This is a genomic window from Streptomyces sp. WMMC500 (assembly GCF_027497195.1).
In the GTDB taxonomy this organism is placed as follows: domain Bacteria; phylum Actinomycetota; class Actinomycetes; order Streptomycetales; family Streptomycetaceae; genus Streptomyces.
On record NZ_CP114905.1, the window covers coordinates 2,412,676 to 2,429,104 of the forward strand.

The window sequence follows — 16,429 nt, forward strand, 5'->3', positions numbered from 1 at the left end:
GATCAGACCAGCGCGGACTGGAGCCGGGCGGCCAGTTCGCCGGCCTCGCGGTCGGCCAGCGGGTGGCCGGCGGGGTCGGTGACGTAGAAGGCGTCGACGGCGTTGGCGCCGAGGGTGCTGACGTACGCGCCGCGCACCCGCACCCCGGCCGCCTCCAGCGCGCGGCCGATGCGGTGCAGCAGGCCGGGGGCGTCCTGGGCGCGTACCTCGATGACGGTGGCCACCTGGGAGCTGCCGGCCGCGACGGTCACGCGGGGCGGCGGCGCGGGGGTGCCGCGGCGGCGGGGGCGGTACGCCTTCTCCCGCTCGGCGAGACGGGCGGGGACGTCGAGGGTGCCGTCGAGGACGCGCAGGAGGTCGGCGCGGAGGCGATCGGCGGCGGGGAGGGAGCCGAACTCGGCGGCCACGCGCCAGGTGAGGAGGAGGACGTGCGGGTCGGCGGGGTCCTGAGCGGCGGGCCGTCGTGCCGGGTCCTTCTCCCGCGGCGGCCCCGGCTCGTCGGCCACGCCCGCGGGCAGCCGCAGAGGGCGCAGCTCCGCGGTGCGTACGGTCAGCCGGTGCAGCGCCAGCACGCCGGCGAGCGCGGCCATCGCGTCCGGCCGCTCGGGGACGGCCACCAGCAGCTCCACGCCGAGTGGCAGGGCGCCGCCCCGGTCCGTACCGGCCGCGCCTTCCGCCTCCGCCGCCGGATGCGGCTCCTCGCTTCTGGCGCGCATCGTCAGCGCCGGTGCGCCCGTACGCCACGCCTCGACCGCCAGCCGCTCCTCCGCCGCCCCCGGCGCCCGCCCGGCCCGCTCCTCCGCCGTCGCGGCCGGTTCTCCGCTCTGGGCGGCGGCGACCCGCCTCGCCAGGTCGGCGACCAGCGAGGCCCGCCAGGTGCTCCAGGCCGCGGGGCCGGTGGCCAGCGCGTCGGCCTCGGTGAGGGCGTGCAGCAGCTCCAGCGTGCCGCGTCCGCCGACGGCGTCGGCCACGAGGCGTACGGTCGCGGGGTCGTCCAGGTCGCGGCGGGTGGCGGTCTCGACGAGCAGCAGGTGGTGGCGGACGAGAGCGGCGATGACGTCGACGTCGGCGGGCGGGAAGCCGATGCGGCGGGCCATGTCGCGGGCGATGGTCTCGCCGGTGACGCTGTGCCCGCCCGCGCCGTCCGGCCAGCCCTTGCCGATGTCGTGCAGGAGGGCGGCGACCAGCAGCAGGTCCGGCCGGCCGACGCGGCGGGTGAGCGCGGCGGCCCGTACCGCGGTCTCGACCAGGTGGCGGTCGACGGTCCAGCGGTGCACGGCGTTGCGCTGGGGGCGGCAGCGCACCCGCTCCCAGTCCGGCAGCAGCCGGGTGATGAACCCCTCCGCCTCCAGGCTCTCCCACACCGGCACCGTGGCCTCGCCGGCGCCGAGCAGCGTCACCAGTTGCTCGCGCGCCTCGTCGGGCCACGGTACGGGCAGCGGCGGCGCCTGCGCGGCCAGCAGCCGGACGGCGTGCAGCGACAGCGGCAGCCCCGCCTGCGCGGCGGCGGCAGCGGCGCGCAGCGGCAGCACGGGGTCGCGGGCGGGGCGGGCGGTACGGGCGAGGACGACCTCGCCGTCCTGCTCGACGACGCCGTCGGCCAGCGGGGTGCGCTCGGCGGGGCCGCGCTGGCCGGCGCCGCGCTGGCCGGCGCCGATGAGGTTGCGCAGGCGGGCGGCGCCGCGCCGGCCGCCGCGGGCGCGCAGGACGCGGTCGACCTCGCGCCAGGTGACGTCGGTGGCGTACGCCAGGGTGCGGGCGGCCTCGTAGACCTCGCGCAGCAGGGTGTCGGCGTCGAGCAGGCCGAGGGCGGCGGCGACCTGGTCCTGCTCCTGGAGGGCGAGGCGGTCGGTGGCGCGGCCGGTGGTCAGGTGCAGCACGTCGCGGGTGTCGAGGAGCCGGCCGCGGGCGCGGTCCAGGCCCTCGCGGGGAGCGTCGGCGAGCCAGGAGGCGGCGACGGCGCGCAGCGCGGTGGCGTCGCGGAGGCCGCCTCGGGCCTCCTTGAGGTCCGGCTCCAGCAGGAACTGCAGCTCCCCGTGGCGCTCGGCGCGCTCCCGGCCCAGCTCGCGCAGCTCGGGGAGCCGGCGGACCGCGCGGTTGCGCCAGTCGGCGAAGACGGCGGTGCGCAGGGCGGAGGTGAGGGCGGCGTCGCCGGCGACGTGCCGGGCGTCGAGCAGACCGAGGCTGACCTTCAGGTCGTCGGCGGCGGTGCCGAGCGCCTCGGCGTGGGTGCGTACGGAGTGGTCGAGGGCCAGGCCCATGTCCCAGACGGGATACCAGAGCCGGTCGGCGAGCGCGGCGAGGGCGGCGGGCCGGAGGGAGCCGTCGTGGAGGAGAAGCAGGTCGAGATCGCTGCGGGGGGACAACTCCCCGCGCCCGTAGCCCCCGACGGCGACGAGGGCCACGCCGCGGGGTCCGCGGGGGCCGCGGGCGTCACCGGAGCCGCCGGGTCCGCCGGACCGGTGCACGGCGGTGGCGCCGTGCAGCAGGCCCGCGAGCCAGCGGTCGGTGGCCCGTGCCAGTGCGGTCCTGCGGGCCGCGCCGGTCTCGGTGCCCAGCAGGCGCACGCGGGCCGCGGCGTACGCTTCCTCGGCCTCCGCCGCGCCGGCGGCGGCGGGCTGCGGTACGGAGTGCGCCGCGTCCCCCGCCGGCCGCCCGCCGTCCGCGCCCGCCGCCGGTACGAACCCGGCCGCGTCCGCGCCGCCGGGGCCGCGCGGCGGACCCTGCCGCACGCCCGTCGCCGTCCCGGCCGCGCGCTCCTCCGGCTCCCCGCCCCCGTGTGCGGGCTCGCGCCCGTGTCCGGTCTCCGTCACCCACGTACTCCCGCCAGTTGGTCCGCCCCCGGCCGGCCCGCGTCGTCGCGGGGCCGGCCGCGGGCGGTGGTCGCCGACCGCGAGGTCAGAGCGCGTCGGGGCCGCGCTCGCCCGTCCGGACCCGTACCGCCGTGTCGACCGGTACGCTCCACACCTTGCCGTCGCCGATCTTGCCGGTGCGCGCCGCCTTCACGACGACCTCCACCAACTGCTCGGCGTCGTCGTCCTCCACCAGCACCTCGATGCGCACCTTCGGTACGAGGTCCACGGTGTACTCCGCGCCCCGGTACACCTCGGTGTGGCCGCGCTGCCTGCCGTAGCCGCTGGCCTCCGTGACCGTCAGCCCCTGGACGCCGAAGGCCTGCAGGGCCTCCTTCACCTCGTCCAGCCGGTGCGGCTTGATCACTGCCGTGATGAGCTTCACGCGTCCACCCTCTTGTCCGCGGCCGCGGCCGCCGTCGCCCTGTCCGTGCCCGGCGCCTGAGCGCCCACCGACGCGGAGCCCGCCCCGGGCGCCGCGGCCACCGCCGCCGAGCCCACGCCGCTGAAGTCGTACGCGCTCTCCGCGTGCTGCGACCGGTCCACGCCGGCGAGTTCCTCGTCCTCGCCGACCCGGAAGCCCACCAGCAGGTCGATGCCCTTGGCAAGCAGCCAGGTGACGACGAACGTGTACACGAGCACCACGCCCGCACCCGCGGCCTGCCGGCCGAGCTGCTCCAGCCCGCCGCCGTAGAAGAGGCCGACGTCGTCGATGGCGAAGAAGCCGATGGCGAGCGTGCCGACGATCCCGCCGACCAGGTGGACGCCGACGACGTCGAGCGAGTCGTCGTAGCCCAGCTTGTACTTCAGGCCCACGGCCCAGGCGCAGACGACACCGGCGATGACCCCGATGGCCAGGGCGCCCACGGCGTTGACGGACGCGCCGGAGGGGGTGATCGCCACCAGTCCTGCGATGGCGCCGGACGCGGCGCCGAGCATGGTGACGGAGCCGTGCCGCACCTTCTCGTAGATCAGCCAGCCGACGACCGCGGCGCCCGTGGCGACCTGGGTGTTGAGGAGCATCGTCGCGGCGACGCCGTCCGCGGCCAGCTCGGAGCCGGCGTTGAAGCCGAACCAGCCGAACCACAGCAGCGCCGCGCCCAGCAGCACGAAGGGCAGGTTGTGCGGCCGCATCGGGTCCTTCTTGAAGCCGATGCGCTTCCCCACGACGAGCACGGCGGCCAGCGCGGCGACGCCGGCGTTGATGTGCACGGCGGTGCCGCCCGCGAAGTCGATGGCCTTGATGTCGCCGTTGAGGCCGATGAAGCCCTCGGGACCCCAGACCCAGTGCGCGACGGGGAAGTAGACGATCGTGACCCACAGGGCGACGAACAGCGCCCAGGCGGCGAACTTCACCCGGTCCGCGAGGGCGCCGCTGATGAGGGCGGGGGTGATGATGGCGAACATCAACTGGAAGGCGGCGAACGCCAGCACCGGGATGCCCTCGTCGCCTCCCGTCAGGGTCTCGGGGGTGATCCCGGCCATCCCGACGTGGTCGAGGTCGCCGAGGACGCCTCCGCCGATGTCGTCGCCGAAGGTGAGGCTGTAGCCGTAGAGCACCCACAGAATGCTGACGATCCCGAGCGAGATGAAGCTCATCATCAGCATGTTCAGGGTGCTTTTGACCCGCACCATGCCCCCGTAGAAGAAGGCAAGACCGGGCGTCATCAACATGACCAGCGCCGCGCTGATCAGTACGAATGCGGTATCGGCGCCATTCAACGTCGCGTCTCCTCCTCGTGCGGCCCGTGCGGGCTGAAGTGGTTCGGGCCGGAATGCGCACGAGGCTGACGCAGCGGGGTTTCGGCCACCGCCCCCCGGTGTTTCGGGCGCGTGACGAAGGCCACGGAGGTGTTACGGCGCGGTGAACTTCCCGCGGGCGCGCGAGGGTGCGATTACTCTCGGCCGCACCACGGGGCGGCCCGTCCGGGGGGCGGGCCGTGGTGGCCGGGTGCCGGGGAGGCCGCGGGCGGAGTCAGCCGGCGGCTTCCACGGTCTCGGGCAGCTCGCGGGCGAGGCGGTCGGCCAGGTCGGCTACCTCGCCCACGGCGCCGTACTCGCGCACGGCGGTGTCGACGGTCTTCCGCAGCCGGGTGCTGACCCGCTCGGAGCGCACCTGGCGGGCGACGGTCAGCGCCTCGCCGGCGCACTGGGCGCACCGCTCGGGCTCCTCCTCCAGCAGGTGGACGGCGGCCAGGCCGACGAGGTTCAGCGCGTACGAGCGGCGGCGCTCGGCGTCGGCGGCGAACAGCTCGACGGCGCGGGCCATCACGGGCCGGGCGAGGGCGGCGTAGGTGGGGCTGCGGCCCGCGACGTAGGCGAGGTCGCGGTAGGAGTGCGCGTTCTCGCTGTGGAGTTCGGCCTCGGAGAAGAAGCGGATCCAGTCGGGCTCGGGGCGGCCGGGTTCGATCTCGGTGAAGCAGTCCTCGGCCATGCGCACGGCGCGGTGGCAGCGGTCCGGGCGGCCGAGGTTGGCGTACGCGCGCGCCTCCATCGCATACAGCATCGACTGCGTACGGGCCGTGGCGCTGTCGCGGCTGCCGTACTGCGCGAGGTGGATCAGCTCCAGGGCGTCGTCGGCGCGGCCGAGGTGGATCATCTGGCGGGCCATGCTGGACAGGACGTACGCGCCGAGCGGGCGGTCGCCGGCCTCCTTCGCGGCGTGCAGCGCGAGGACGAAGTACTTCTGGGCGGTGGGCTGGAGGCCCACGTCGTAGCTCATCCAGCCGCCGAGCTGGGAGAGTTCGGCGGTGATACGGAACAGCCGCGCGGCGACCGCGGGCGGATGCGGCTCCTGCAGCAGGTCGGTGATCTCGTGCAACTGCCCGACGACGGCCTTGCGGCGCAGCCCGCCGCCGCACTGGGCGTCCCACTGGCGGAACTTGGCCGTGGCGGTCTCCAGCAGCTCCAGCTCGGGGCCGGAGAGGGCGAAGGGCGGGGCGCCGACGGGCGGCGCGGGCGCGGGGGGCTGCGCCAGCCAGCGCTGCATGGGCTCGACGAGGACGGGTCCGGCGGCGACGTTCAGCGAGGCGCCGAGGAAGCCGCGGCGGGCGAGCATGAGGTCGCTGCGCGAGAACTCGCTGATGTGCTCGACGGTTTCGGCGGCGTTCCACGGCAGGTCGATGCCGGAGACGGCGGGGCGGGGGCGGGCGGCGTGCAGCCCGAGCTGGTCGACGCCGACGACGCAGCCGAAGCGCTCGGAGAGCAGGTCGGAGAGGATCTGCGGGATCGGCTCGCGCGGCTGCTCGCCGTCGAGCCAGCGGCGGACGCGGGAGGTGTCGGTGCTGATGTGGTGCGCGCCGAGCCGGCGGGCGCGGCGGTTGACCTGCCGGGCCAGCTCGCCCTTCGACCAGCCGCTGCGCAGGAACCAGGAAGTCAGCTCCCGGTTGGGACCCTTGCCCGCGCCGGTGGCGCCGGTCCGGCTGCCGCCCGTGCCGTCCAACTCCTACGCCCCCATCCCGCCTCGGCCGTCGTGATGCCCCGGATTATCCCCGGAACCGAGGCCCCCGAAGCCCGGTGGGAATTCCTGCAGTTGGCATATCCACGTGTCGCATGCCGCCGCCGTCGACACCGAAAGTAATCCTACGATCACCGTTTCGCGACCGGGATCCCGGAATCGCCACCATTCGCCACCCCTACGAGTGAACACCGTGCGACGGACACGCGGTTGACTTGACGAGGGACGACACCGCAGCGGGGGTGAGGGCGCTCGGCAGGGCGCGCGCCGCGAGCCACGCTACCCCCTGGCGCGCCAGCACACCCCGGACACACCTCCCAGACAACACAGTGTTACCAGCAGACTGCTGTGAGTGAGGCGAGCGGAGTAACCAACCGCGGCGGCGAGCAGTTGGAGGGGGCATGGGTTTCACGATCGGCGGCATCCGCGGCCGACGCGACATCGGATCCGTCCGGCGCGCCCGTACGTCCGCCGGCAACGCGCTGACGGCGGTGGCGGAGTACACCGGGCTGTGGGGCTGGGACGTGCTGCCCGGCGCGCCCCTCGTGCGCGCCCCCGGCGGCGGGCGCGTCTGCGCGTGCGCGCGGGGAGCCGCCTGCCCCGCCCCCGGCGAGCATCCGCTGCCGGACGCCCGCCCGGTCCCCGCCGGTACGCCGCTGGACGAGGTGACGGACGCCTGGGCGGGGACGCCGGGGGCCGCGGTGCTGCTGCCGGTGGGCCGGTCGTTCGACGCGCTGGAGGTCAGCGCCGTCGCCGGGCGCCGGGCGCTGCCCCGGCTGGAGCGCCTGGGGCTGCCGCTCGGCCCCGTCTGCGCCGCCCCGGACGGGCGGGCGCACTTCTTCGTCGCGCCCGGCGCCGCCGCGGAGCTGCCCCGGCTGCTGTACCGCATGGGATGGGACGGCGCCCGGCTCGACCTGCGCTGCCTCGGCCGCGGCGCCCATCTGCTCGCCCCGCCCTGCGATCTGCGCGGCCTCGGCCCGGTGCGCTGGCTGCGCCCGCCGACGCTGGACACGGCGGGCGGCCCGCCGCCGGCCCGGCTGCTGCTGGGCACGCTGGCGTACGCGCAGAGCGCCTGGCTGCGCTCGGGCTGACCCGCCGCCCGCGCACCGCGCGGGCCCGGCGCCGTACCGCACCAGGCCCTTACGGACCTCGGCCCGGCCGGGGGCTCCGTCGCGGGTCGGACCGGTCAGCCCGGTCGGACCCGTCGGCTCAGTCGCCGATCAGCGCGTCCACGAACGCCTCGGGCTCGAACGGCGCCAGGTCGTCCGCGCCCTCGCCCAGGCCCACGAGCTTGACCGGCACGCCCAGCTCCCGCTGCACCGCGATCACGATGCCGCCCTTGGCCGTCCCGTCCAGCTTCGTCAGCACCAGCCCGGTGATGTCCACGACCTCCGCGAAGACCCGCGCCTGCACCAGCCCGTTCTGCCCGGTCGTGGCGTCCAGCACGAGCAGCACCTCGCCGACCGGCCCATGCTTCTCCACCACCCGCTTGACCTTGCCCAGCTCGTCCATGAGCCCGGTCTTGGTGTGCAGCCGCCCGGCCGTGTCGATGAGCGCCACGTCGGCGCCCTCGTCGATGGCCTCCTTCACCGCGTCGTACGCGACGGACGCGGGGTCTCCGGCCTCGGGCCCGCGCACGGTACGGGCGCCGACCCGCTCTCCCCAGGTCTGAAGCTGGTCCGCGGCGGCGGCCCGGAAGGTGTCCGCCGCGCCCAGCACCACGGACTTGCCGTCCGCGACCAGCACCCGGGCGAGCTTGCCGGTGGTCGTGGTCTTGCCGGTGCCGTTCACGCCGACGACCAGCACGATGCCCGGCACCTCCCCGCCCTCGGGGCCGACGGACTCGGCGGTGTCCAGCGTCCGGTCCGCCTCCGTGCCGACGAGCGCGAGCAGCTCCTCGCGCAGCAGCGCGCGCAGCTCCTCGGGCGTGCGCGTACCGAGGACCTTGACGCGCTCGCGCAGCCGCTCCACCAGCTCCTGCGTCGGCTGCACGCCGACGTCGGCGGTCAGCAGGGTGTCCTCGATCTCCTCCCAGGTGTCCTCGTCGAGGTGTTCGCGGGAGAGGAGGCCGAGGAGGCCCTTGCCGAGCGAGTTCTGCGAGCGGGCCAGCCGGGCGCGCAGCCGTACGAGCCGGCCCGCGGACGGCGCGGGGACCTCCAGCTCCAGAGCCGGCGGCTCGGCGACGGCGGTGCCGGTGGCGGCGCCGGCCGCGGGCTCGCCCGGCAGGTCCACCTCCTCGATGGTCCTGCGCTGCTCGTCGCCCGGCTCCCCCGCCTCCTCGCCGACCTGCGGCTCCGCGGGGGTCCTGATCTCGGGTGACGGCGGCGCCGGGGGTACCTGCTTCCGGCGGCGGGAGCCGACGACCAGGCCGCCCGCGGCGAGGACTGCGACGACGGCGATGGCGATGACGATGAGGATGATGTCCATAACGCCACCTAGTATCGCCCGCCCGCGCGGTCCTCGCGGTACCCCTCCCGCTTCCGGCCCGTACGGCGGGGGCAGCGGTCGCTCAGTTCAGCCGCTGGCTGATCACCTTCGAGACGCCGTCGCCCTGCATGGAGACGCCGTAGAGGACGTCGGCGACCTCCATCGTGCGCTTCTGGTGCGTGATCACGATGAGCTGCGAGGTGCGCTGCAGCTCCTGCATCAGCCGCACCAGGCGCTGCAGGTTGGTGTCGTCGAGCGCGGCCTCGACCTCGTCCATCACGTAGAACGGGCTCGGCCGGGCCATGAAGATCGCCACCAGCATCGCCACCGCCGTCAGCGACCGCTCGCCGCCGGACAGCAGCGACAGCCGCTTGACCTTCTTGCCGGGCGGGCGCGCCTCCACCTCCACGCCGGTGTTCAGCATGTCGTCCGGGTCGGTGAGGATCAGCCGGCCCTCGCCGCCGGGGAAGAGGCGGGAGAAGACGCCCTCGAACTCGCGGGCGGTGTCGTGGAAGGCGTCGGTGAAGACCTGCTCGACGCGCTCGTCGACCTCCTTGACCACCTGGAGCAGGTCCGCGCGGGTGCGCTTGAGGTCGTCGAGCTGCTCGGTGAGGAACTTGTGCCGCTCCTCCAGCGCCGCGAACTCCTCCAGCGCCAGCGGGTTGACCTTGCCGAGCTTGGTGTATGCGCGCTCGGCCGCCTTGAGCCGCTTCTCCTGTTCCGCGCGGACGTACGGCCGCGGCCGGTTGCGCGGGTGGTCGGGGTCCTCGGGCAGTTCCTCGCCCTCCGCGGGCAGCGACGGCGGCACGAGCTGGTCGGGACCGTACTCCGCCACCAGGTCGGCCGGCTCGACGCCCAGCTCCTCCAGCGCCCGGCCCTCGAGCTGCTCGATGCGCAGCCGCTTCTCTGCGCCCAGCACCTCGCCGCGGTGGACGGAGTCCGTCAGCTTGTCCAGCTCGTCGGCCAGCTCGCGGGAGAGCCGGCGCTGCCGGGCCAGCTCCTGCTCGCGCTCGGCGCGGGCCCGCTCGGCGGCGGCGCGCTCCTCCTCGGCGCGGGCAAGGGAGACCTCGACGTGTGCGAGGAGCTGCCGGGCGCCGGCGGCGACGGCGGTGGCGACGGCCGCCTCGTGCCGCAGCCGGGCGCGGCGGCGCTCGGCGCGGGCGCGGGCCTCGCGCTCGGCGCGGGCGGCGCGGTCGAGTCCGTCCGCGCGGCCGGCGAGGCCCTTCACGCGCTCCTCGTGGGTACGGACCTGGAGCCTGGCCTCCATCTCGGTCTGCCGGGCGTTGGCGCCGTCGGCGGCGAGCCGGTCGCGTACGGAGGTGTCCGAGCCGGATCCGTCGTCGTCCGCGGTGTCGGCCTCCTCCTCAGCCGTCTCCAACTGCGCCGCCAGCTCCTCCGCCTCCGCGCCCGCCCGGGCCAGGGCCTCCTCGGCGCGGGCCGCCGCGGCGGCGCTGCGCTCGGCCTCGCCGGCGGCGGCGCGGGCCTGCCCGGCGAGCCGGCCCAGCTCGCCGGCGACGCGGGACCTCTCGCGGTCCGCGGCGCTGCGCCGGCCGCCCAGCTCCTCGACGAGCGCGGCGCACTCGGCGCGGCGGGCGACGGCCGCCTCCTGCCGTTCGCCCAGCCGCGCGCAGCGGGCGTCCAGCTCGGTCAGCTCGGCCGCCGCCTCGTCGACGGACGCCTGCACCTCCAGCAGGCTGGGGGCACCGGCGGAGCCGCCGTGGGCGAAGTGGCCGCCGAAGACGTCGCCTTCCGCGGTGACGGCGGTCAGCTCGGGCCGCGCGGAGACCAGGTCTTCGGCGTCCTCCAGCGTGCCGACGCAGACGGTACGGGTCAGCAGCCGGCGCACGGCGGGCAGCAGTTGGTCGGGGCCGGTGACCAGGGCGGCCAGGTGGCGGGCGCCGGGCGGGAGCGGACCGTCGGGCTGCGGCTCGTACGGGGCGTCGCCCAGGAGCAGAGCGGCGCGGCCCGCGTCGTGCTTGCGCAGCAGCCGCAGCGCGTCGGCCGCGGCGGCGGGGCCGGTGACGGCGAGGGCATCGGCGGCGGCGCCGAGCGCGGCGGCGACGGCGACCTCGTACCCGGGGGCGACGGTGAGGAGTTCGGCGGCCGGGCCGAGCACGCCGGTGAGCTTGTCGCGGGCCTGGAGCAGGGTGCCGGTGCCGTCCTTGCGGCGCAGGCCCAGGGCGAGCGCGTCGCGGCGGGCGGTGGTGGCGGCGCGCGCCCGCTCGGCCTCGGCGGCGTCGTCGCGGGCGGCGGTCAGCTCGGCCTCGGCGGCCTTGAGGGCGCTCTTCGCCGCCTCCTGCTCGGCGGCCAGTGCCCCGTCGTCGCCGGCCAGCCCGTCGACCTCGGCCTTCAGCGTGTCGTACGCCTCCTGCGCGGCGGCGGCGCGCTCCTCGGCCTCGTCGCGCGCGGTGGCGAGCCGGTCGATCTCGGCCTGCGCGGAGGCGGCGCGGCCGCGGGCGGCGGTGACCTTGCCGCTGAGCCGGGCGAGCCGTTCGCGGCGGTCGGCGAGGGCGCGGGCGGCGTCCTTCAGCCGGCGCTCCTCGGCGGCGAGTTCGCGCTCCAGTTCGGCACGGTGGGCGACGGTGTCCTCCAGTGCCCGTTCCGCGGCCTCCAGGGCGGCTTCCAGCTCGGCCTCCTGCCGGCGGATGCGCTCGGCCTCGCGCTCCAGGTCTTCCGGGTCGCGCCCGCGGCGCTCCTCCTCGGGTCCGGCGGTGGCGTGCTTGGCGCGGGCGTCGGCGAGGCTGACGGTGCCGCGGACCCGCTCGGCGAGCTGGCCGAGTTCGTGCCAGGCGCCCTGCGCCTCGGTGAGCCGCGGGGTGAGGGCGCGTACCTGCTCCTCCAGGGCGGATTCACGGGTGCGGGCGGCGGTCAGCTCGGCCTCGGTGGCTTCCTTGCGTTCCTTCAGCGCGGCTTCGTCGGCGATCTCGGCGGAGAGGGCCGCGCGCTGGCTGACGAGGTCGTCGGCGAGCAGCCGCAGCCGGGCGTCGCGCAGGTCGGCCTGGATGACGGCGGCCCGGCGGGCGACGGCGGCCTGCCGGCCCAGGGGCTTGAGCTGGCGGCGCAGCTCGTCGCTGAGATCCTGGACGCGGGCCAGGTTGGCCTGCATCGCGTCCAGTTTCCGCAGCGCCTTCTCCTTGCGCTTGCGGTGCTTGAGGACGCCGGCGGCCTCTTCGATGAAGGCGCGGCGGCCGGAGGGGTCGGCGTGCAGGACGGAATCGAGCTGGCCCTGGCCGACGATGACGTGCATCTCGCGGCCGATGCCGGAGTCGGACAGCAGTTCCTGGATGTCGAGGAGGCGGCAGGTGTCCCCGTTGAGCTGGTATTCGCTGCCGCCGCTGCGGAACATCGTCCGGGTGATGGTCACTTCGGAGTAGTCGATGGGCAGCGCGCCGTCGGAGTTGTCGATCGTCAGCGAGACCTCGGCGCGGCCGAGCGGCGGCCGGCCGGTGGTCCCGGCGAAGATGACGTCCTCCATCTTGCCGCCCCGCAGGGACTTCGCCCCCTGCTCTCCCATCACCCAGGACAGCGCGTCCACCACGTTGGACTTTCCCGAACCGTTCGGGCCGACGACGCAGGTGATCCCCGGCCCGAAGCGGAGGGTGGTGGCGGAGGCGAAGGATTTGAACCCCCGGAGCGTGAGGCCCTTCAAGTGCACTGGCGAGCTCTCCTCCGGCGACGAAACATGTGCCGGAGACTCTATCGCGCGACCCGGTTTCACTGGGTAACCGCCGGGGCACATCAATTACGGAGCATCACCCCCCGGGGTGCCGGCTCCGGGGCGGGTTCCCTGCCGGGGGATCCGTAAGAGCGGTGGAGAAACGACGAAGGGACGCGGTTAAGCGTCCCTTGACAGTTATCTCAAGCGGTTGAAGTGCAGACCTGACGGTTGTCGCATGATTGTCAGGTAAGCGCAGGCTCCGCCTGGGATACGTCGAGCAGTGACTCGCTGTTGTGAGCAGCGGCGGCGGCGAGCATGTCGTTCTCGGCCTGGACGCGGACGAGCTCCGACTCCAGGTCCTGGACACGCTGCTGCAGCCGTCGCATCTCGGCGAGGAGTCGCGGGTCAGTGCCGCCGACGTAACCGAGAAGCGCCTTTGCCATGATGAGAGGTCCTCCACACTGAGTGACCGACCGAGCGGTGTGGGTCGTGAGGGATTCGCACCCGCGTGTCTGCCCATGGCACAAACAGCTAGGGTGCGCGGGGCTTCAAGCGTCTCACCAAATAGTTTGACGGTCAACACGATCACACCCCGTACCGGGCGCGGCGCGTGCCCTGGCAAGCCGCGGGGGGTGGCGGGACCCGTCTGGTGTGAGAGCTTGGCACGCGTGGAAGCCGTTGGCAACCCGCTGGTCATCCCTGTTGGACCAGCCCATATGGCGGAGCGTGCTCAACGGATGGCAAATGAGTGATATCCGCCGCGGGGGTCGTCCCAGATCTCCGTCACACCCGACACGCGGCCCGGCGTGTCGGCGGAGCGCAGCCACTCCAGCAACTCCTGACACCGCGGTCGCGGCCCCTCGGCGACGACCTGGACCCGGCCGTCCGCGAGGTTGGCGGCGAAGCCGCTGAGGCCGCCGATCTCCAGCGCCCGGGCGCGGGTGTACCAGCGGAAGCCGACTCCCTGGACCGTGCCGCGCACCCATGCCGTCATGCGGACGTCTGCACTCATGTGACGCACGCTATCCGGACGATCGGCCGGTGGGCACGTGCGGTGCGGGGGTCATGGCGTACAGTCTGGCGGCAGCAATCACTCGTGTGTGCGAGTGACGTGTGTGCAGTCGTCGTTGTCGTCGGACGTGAGGGGTCGCCGGATGGGCCGCCACAGACGCTCGGAGCCGCAGCCCCCGACAGGGCGCCGCCGGGACACACCCGGCGCGTACGACTCGTACGACGGATACAGCCCGTACGACGGATACGACGCGCACGACGGGTACGGCCCGTACGGCGGCCACCGGACGCACGGCACCGGCCGGTCGCGTGGGCAGCACCGCAGGCAGAGCCCGGCCAGGGCGGGGATGCTCGGTACGTCGGCGGCGCTGGCCGTCGGCGCGGTGGCGATGGCCTCCGGGGTCCTCGGCAGCGGCTTCGACCTCGACCGCGGTGGCGGCGGCCCCGCCGGCCACGTGGAGGCGGGCGACCCGCCGTCCCCCGGCACGCACGGCTCGTCGGAGCTGCCGACGCAGGAGGCGTCGCCGTCCGCGAGCGGCGGCTCGGACCGGCCGGAGAGCCGGACACCGGAGGCGAAGAAGGCCGGCGGGAAGGACGACGAGGACCGCAGGGAGTCGAAGAGCGCGTCTCCGTCCACCTCGGCCCCCGAGCGCGAGAAGCGGGAGTCCGCGGACCCCTCGTCGACATCCCCGAGCCCGTCCCGTACGGCGTCCAAGACGCCGTCCCCGACGAAGACGAAGTCCGCCGAGCCCACCCGCTCCGCGAAGCCGACCGCCACCACCGACGCGACCACCGCCGCGGAGGCGGAGGTGCTGCGGCTGGTCAACCAGGAGCGCGCGCAGGCGGGCTGCCGCCCGCTGACGAACGACCCGGAACTGGCGAAGCTGGCCGGCGACTACAGCCAGGACATGGCCGCACGCGGCTTCTTCGACCACACCGACCCCGACGGCAACGACCCGTGGGAGCGGGCGCAGGAGTACGGCATAGCGGACCTCGGCGGCGAGAACATAGCCCGCGGCCAGGCCAACGCCCAGTCGGTGATGGACGCCTGGATGAACAGCGAAGGCCACCGCGCGAACATACTGAACTGCGACTTCCGCACCCTCGGCGTCGGCGCCCACTTCGCCGACGGCGGCCCCTGGTGGACCCAGAACTTCGGCTTCTGAGCCACCGCGGCGCCCTCCGCCCGGGTCAGGTGCGCGGCGGGCGCTGGCAGCGCGGGCAGAAGTAGCTGGAGCGGTTCATCCACGGGCGGCGGCGGATCGGGGTGCCGCAGCGGCGGCAGGGTTCGTCCTCGCGGCCGTACGCGTCCAGGGAGCGGGCGAAGTAGCCGGACTCGCCGTTGACGTTCACGTAGAGGCTGTCGAAGCTGGTGCCGCCGACGTCGAGCGCGGCGTTCAGCACCGCGCGGACGTGCCCGAGGAGTTCCGCGGTACGGGGGCGGGTGAAGCCGGCAGTGGGGCGCTCGTAGTGGATGCGGGCGCGCCACAGGGCCTCGTCCGCGTAGATGTTGCCGACGCCGCTGATCAGCGACTGGTTCAGCAGCGCCCGCTTGATCGTGGTCCGGCTGCCGCGCAGCGCCGCGTGGAAGGCCGCGTCGTCGAACGCCGGGTCCAGCGGATCGCGGGCGATGTGCGCGATGACGTCGGGCAGTCCTCCGGGTGCGTTCGGGTGCAGCGAGAGACCGCCGAAGGTGCGCTGGTCGACGAAGCGCAGCTCCGTGCCCGTCTCGTCCGCGAAACGGGCCCGGATCCGCAGGTGCTTCTCGTCCGGCGCCGCCTCCGGCCGGACCAGCAACTGCCCGCTCATGCCCAGGTGCGCGAGCACCGACTCCGGGCCGTCGGCCAGCGGCAGCCACAGGTACTTGCCGCGCCGCCGCGGCTCCCCCAGCGGGTGCCCGGTCAGCCGCGCGGCGAAGTCGGCGGCGCCCGCCGGATGCCGGCGTACGGACCGGGGGTGGAGCACCTCGACGGACGCCACCGTCCGGCCCGCCACCCACTTCGCCAGGCCGCGGCGCACCACCTCGACCTCCGGCAGCTCCGGCATCGCCGCGCTACCGGTCGGCGGCCCGCGCCGCCCCCGCGGGGCCGGCGGCGGCGTCACCGTCCGCCGAGTCCCGCGCGTCCGCCGGCGCGGGTGCGGACGCAGGCGCCGGTGCGGACGCGGGCGTACCGGCGGGCGCCGGCGCCTCGGCGGACGCGGGCGTACCGGCCGGGGCGGACCCCGGCGCCGCGATCGCGGAGCCGTTGCTCCCCGCCGCGCCCTTGGCCGCCTCGCCCTCCGTCCCGGTCGCGCTGATCGCGCGCCAGGCGGTGTCCGCCGCCTGCTGCTCCGCTTCCTTCTTGCTGCGGCCGGTGCCGGTGCCGTACGTGACACCACCGACGCGGGCGGCAGCCGTGAAGGTCTTCTCGTGGTCCGGACCGGTCTCGCTGACCAGGTACTCCGGCACGCCCAGCCCTCTGGCGGCCGTCAGCTCCTGCAGCGAGGTCTTCCAGTCGAGACCCGCCCCGAGGTTCGAGGACTTCTCGATCAGCGGGTCGAAGAGCCGGTGCACCAGCTCCGACGCCGCCTGGAGTCCCTTGTCCAGGTAGACCGCGCCGATCACGGCCTCCAGCGTGTCCGCGAGGATCGACGCCTTGTCCCGGCCGCCCGTGCCCTCCTCGCCCCGGCCGAGCCGGATGAACGCGCCGAGGTCGAGCCCGCGGCTGACCTCGGCGAGCGCACGCGAGTTGACCACCGCGGCCCGCAGCTTGGCCAACTGGCCTTCCGGCAGGTCGGGGTGGCCCCGGAACAGCGTGTCGGTGACCACCAGGCCGAGCACCGAGTCCCCGAGGAACTCCAGCCGCTCGTTGGTGGGCAGACCGCCGTTCTCGTACGCGAACGAGCGGTGGGTGAGGGCGCGTACCAGAAGGGCGGGCTCGAGTTCGTACCCGAGCCGCCCTTCCAGGATCTTGGGGGACGAGGCTGTGTCGGCCGGCGCCTTCCGCGGCGTAGTGGCATCTGACATGAGCCTTCTCCCCGTCG

12 protein-coding genes are annotated in these 16,429 nt (G+C 75.0%); 2 read left to right on the forward strand and 10 right to left on the reverse strand.

Features of this window, described 5'->3' with window-relative positions; all coding sequences use genetic code 11:
* Positions 1 to 2 precede the first annotated feature (2 nt).
* From O7599_RS09775 to O7599_RS09790, 4 genes are all read right to left on the reverse strand, one after another.
* Positions 3 to 2,813, reverse strand: a complete 2,811-nt coding sequence (locus O7599_RS09775) for a [protein-PII] uridylyltransferase (protein WP_348652598.1) — start codon at positions 2,811 to 2,813, stop codon at positions 3 to 5.
* 85 nt (positions 2,814 to 2,898) lie between these two features.
* Positions 2,899 to 3,237: a P-II family nitrogen regulator gene (locus tag O7599_RS09780; RefSeq protein ID WP_027771544.1), complete on the reverse strand. Its 339-nt coding sequence runs from the start codon at positions 3,235 to 3,237 to the stop codon at positions 2,899 to 2,901.
* On the reverse strand, positions 3,234 to 4,574 hold the full coding sequence (locus O7599_RS09785) for an ammonium transporter (RefSeq protein WP_281621746.1): 1,341 nt from the start codon (positions 4,572 to 4,574) through the stop codon (positions 3,234 to 3,236). Before O7599_RS09785 ends, O7599_RS09780 begins: the two co-directional genes overlap by 4 nt.
* A 253-nt stretch (positions 4,575 to 4,827) precedes the next feature.
* On the reverse strand, positions 4,828 to 6,294 hold the full coding sequence (locus O7599_RS09790; protein WP_281621747.1) for a hypothetical protein: 1,467 nt from the start codon (positions 6,292 to 6,294) through the stop codon (positions 4,828 to 4,830).
* A 416-nt stretch (positions 6,295 to 6,710) separates the two neighbouring features.
* On the opposite strand from O7599_RS09790, the gene O7599_RS09795 reads away from it, so the two are divergent.
* Positions 6,711 to 7,400: a bifunctional DNA primase/polymerase gene (locus tag O7599_RS09795; RefSeq protein WP_281621748.1), complete on the forward strand. Its 690-nt coding sequence runs from the start codon at positions 6,711 to 6,713 to the stop codon at positions 7,398 to 7,400.
* 118 nt (positions 7,401 to 7,518) lie between these two features.
* On the opposite strand, the gene ftsY is transcribed toward O7599_RS09795, so the two are convergent.
* From ftsY to O7599_RS09815, 4 genes are all read right to left on the reverse strand, one after another.
* Positions 7,519 to 8,736 (reverse strand): signal recognition particle-docking protein FtsY, encoded by a 1,218-nt coding sequence (gene ftsY, locus O7599_RS09800; protein ID WP_281621749.1) that lies wholly within the window; start codon positions 8,734 to 8,736, stop codon positions 7,519 to 7,521.
* Positions 8,737 to 8,818: 82 nt separating this feature from the next.
* Positions 8,819 to 12,391 (reverse strand): chromosome segregation protein SMC, encoded by a 3,573-nt coding sequence (gene smc, locus O7599_RS09805; protein WP_281621750.1) that lies wholly within the window; start codon positions 12,389 to 12,391, stop codon positions 8,819 to 8,821.
* A gap of 245 nt (positions 12,392 to 12,636) precedes the next feature.
* Positions 12,637 to 12,837, reverse strand: coding sequence for a hypothetical protein (locus O7599_RS09810; RefSeq protein WP_018839639.1), 201 nt, complete (start codon positions 12,835 to 12,837; stop codon positions 12,637 to 12,639).
* Positions 12,838 to 13,124: 287 nt separating this feature from the next.
* A complete protein-coding gene (locus O7599_RS09815; protein ID WP_281621751.1) occupies positions 13,125 to 13,406 on the reverse strand; it encodes an acylphosphatase in 282 nt (93 codons plus the stop codon).
* A gap of 142 nt (positions 13,407 to 13,548) precedes the next feature.
* Here O7599_RS09815 and O7599_RS09820 point away from each other — a divergent pair, with 142 nt between their 5' ends.
* Positions 13,549 to 14,571 (forward strand): CAP domain-containing protein, encoded by a 1,023-nt coding sequence (locus O7599_RS09820; protein ID WP_281621752.1) that lies wholly within the window; start codon positions 13,549 to 13,551, stop codon positions 14,569 to 14,571.
* 25 nt (positions 14,572 to 14,596) lie between these two features.
* Here O7599_RS09820 and mutM read toward each other — a convergent pair whose 3' ends face one another.
* Together mutM and rnc are read right to left on the reverse strand one after the other, a co-directional pair.
* Complete coding sequence (mutM, locus tag O7599_RS09825) at positions 14,597 to 15,451, reverse strand: bifunctional DNA-formamidopyrimidine glycosylase/DNA-(apurinic or apyrimidinic site) lyase (protein WP_281621753.1); 855 nt, start codon at positions 15,449 to 15,451, stop codon at positions 14,597 to 14,599.
* A gap of 7 nt (positions 15,452 to 15,458) precedes the next feature.
* A complete protein-coding gene (gene rnc, locus O7599_RS09830) occupies positions 15,459 to 16,412 on the reverse strand; it encodes a ribonuclease III (RefSeq protein ID WP_281621754.1) in 954 nt (317 codons plus the stop codon).
* Positions 16,413 to 16,429 lie beyond the last annotated feature (17 nt).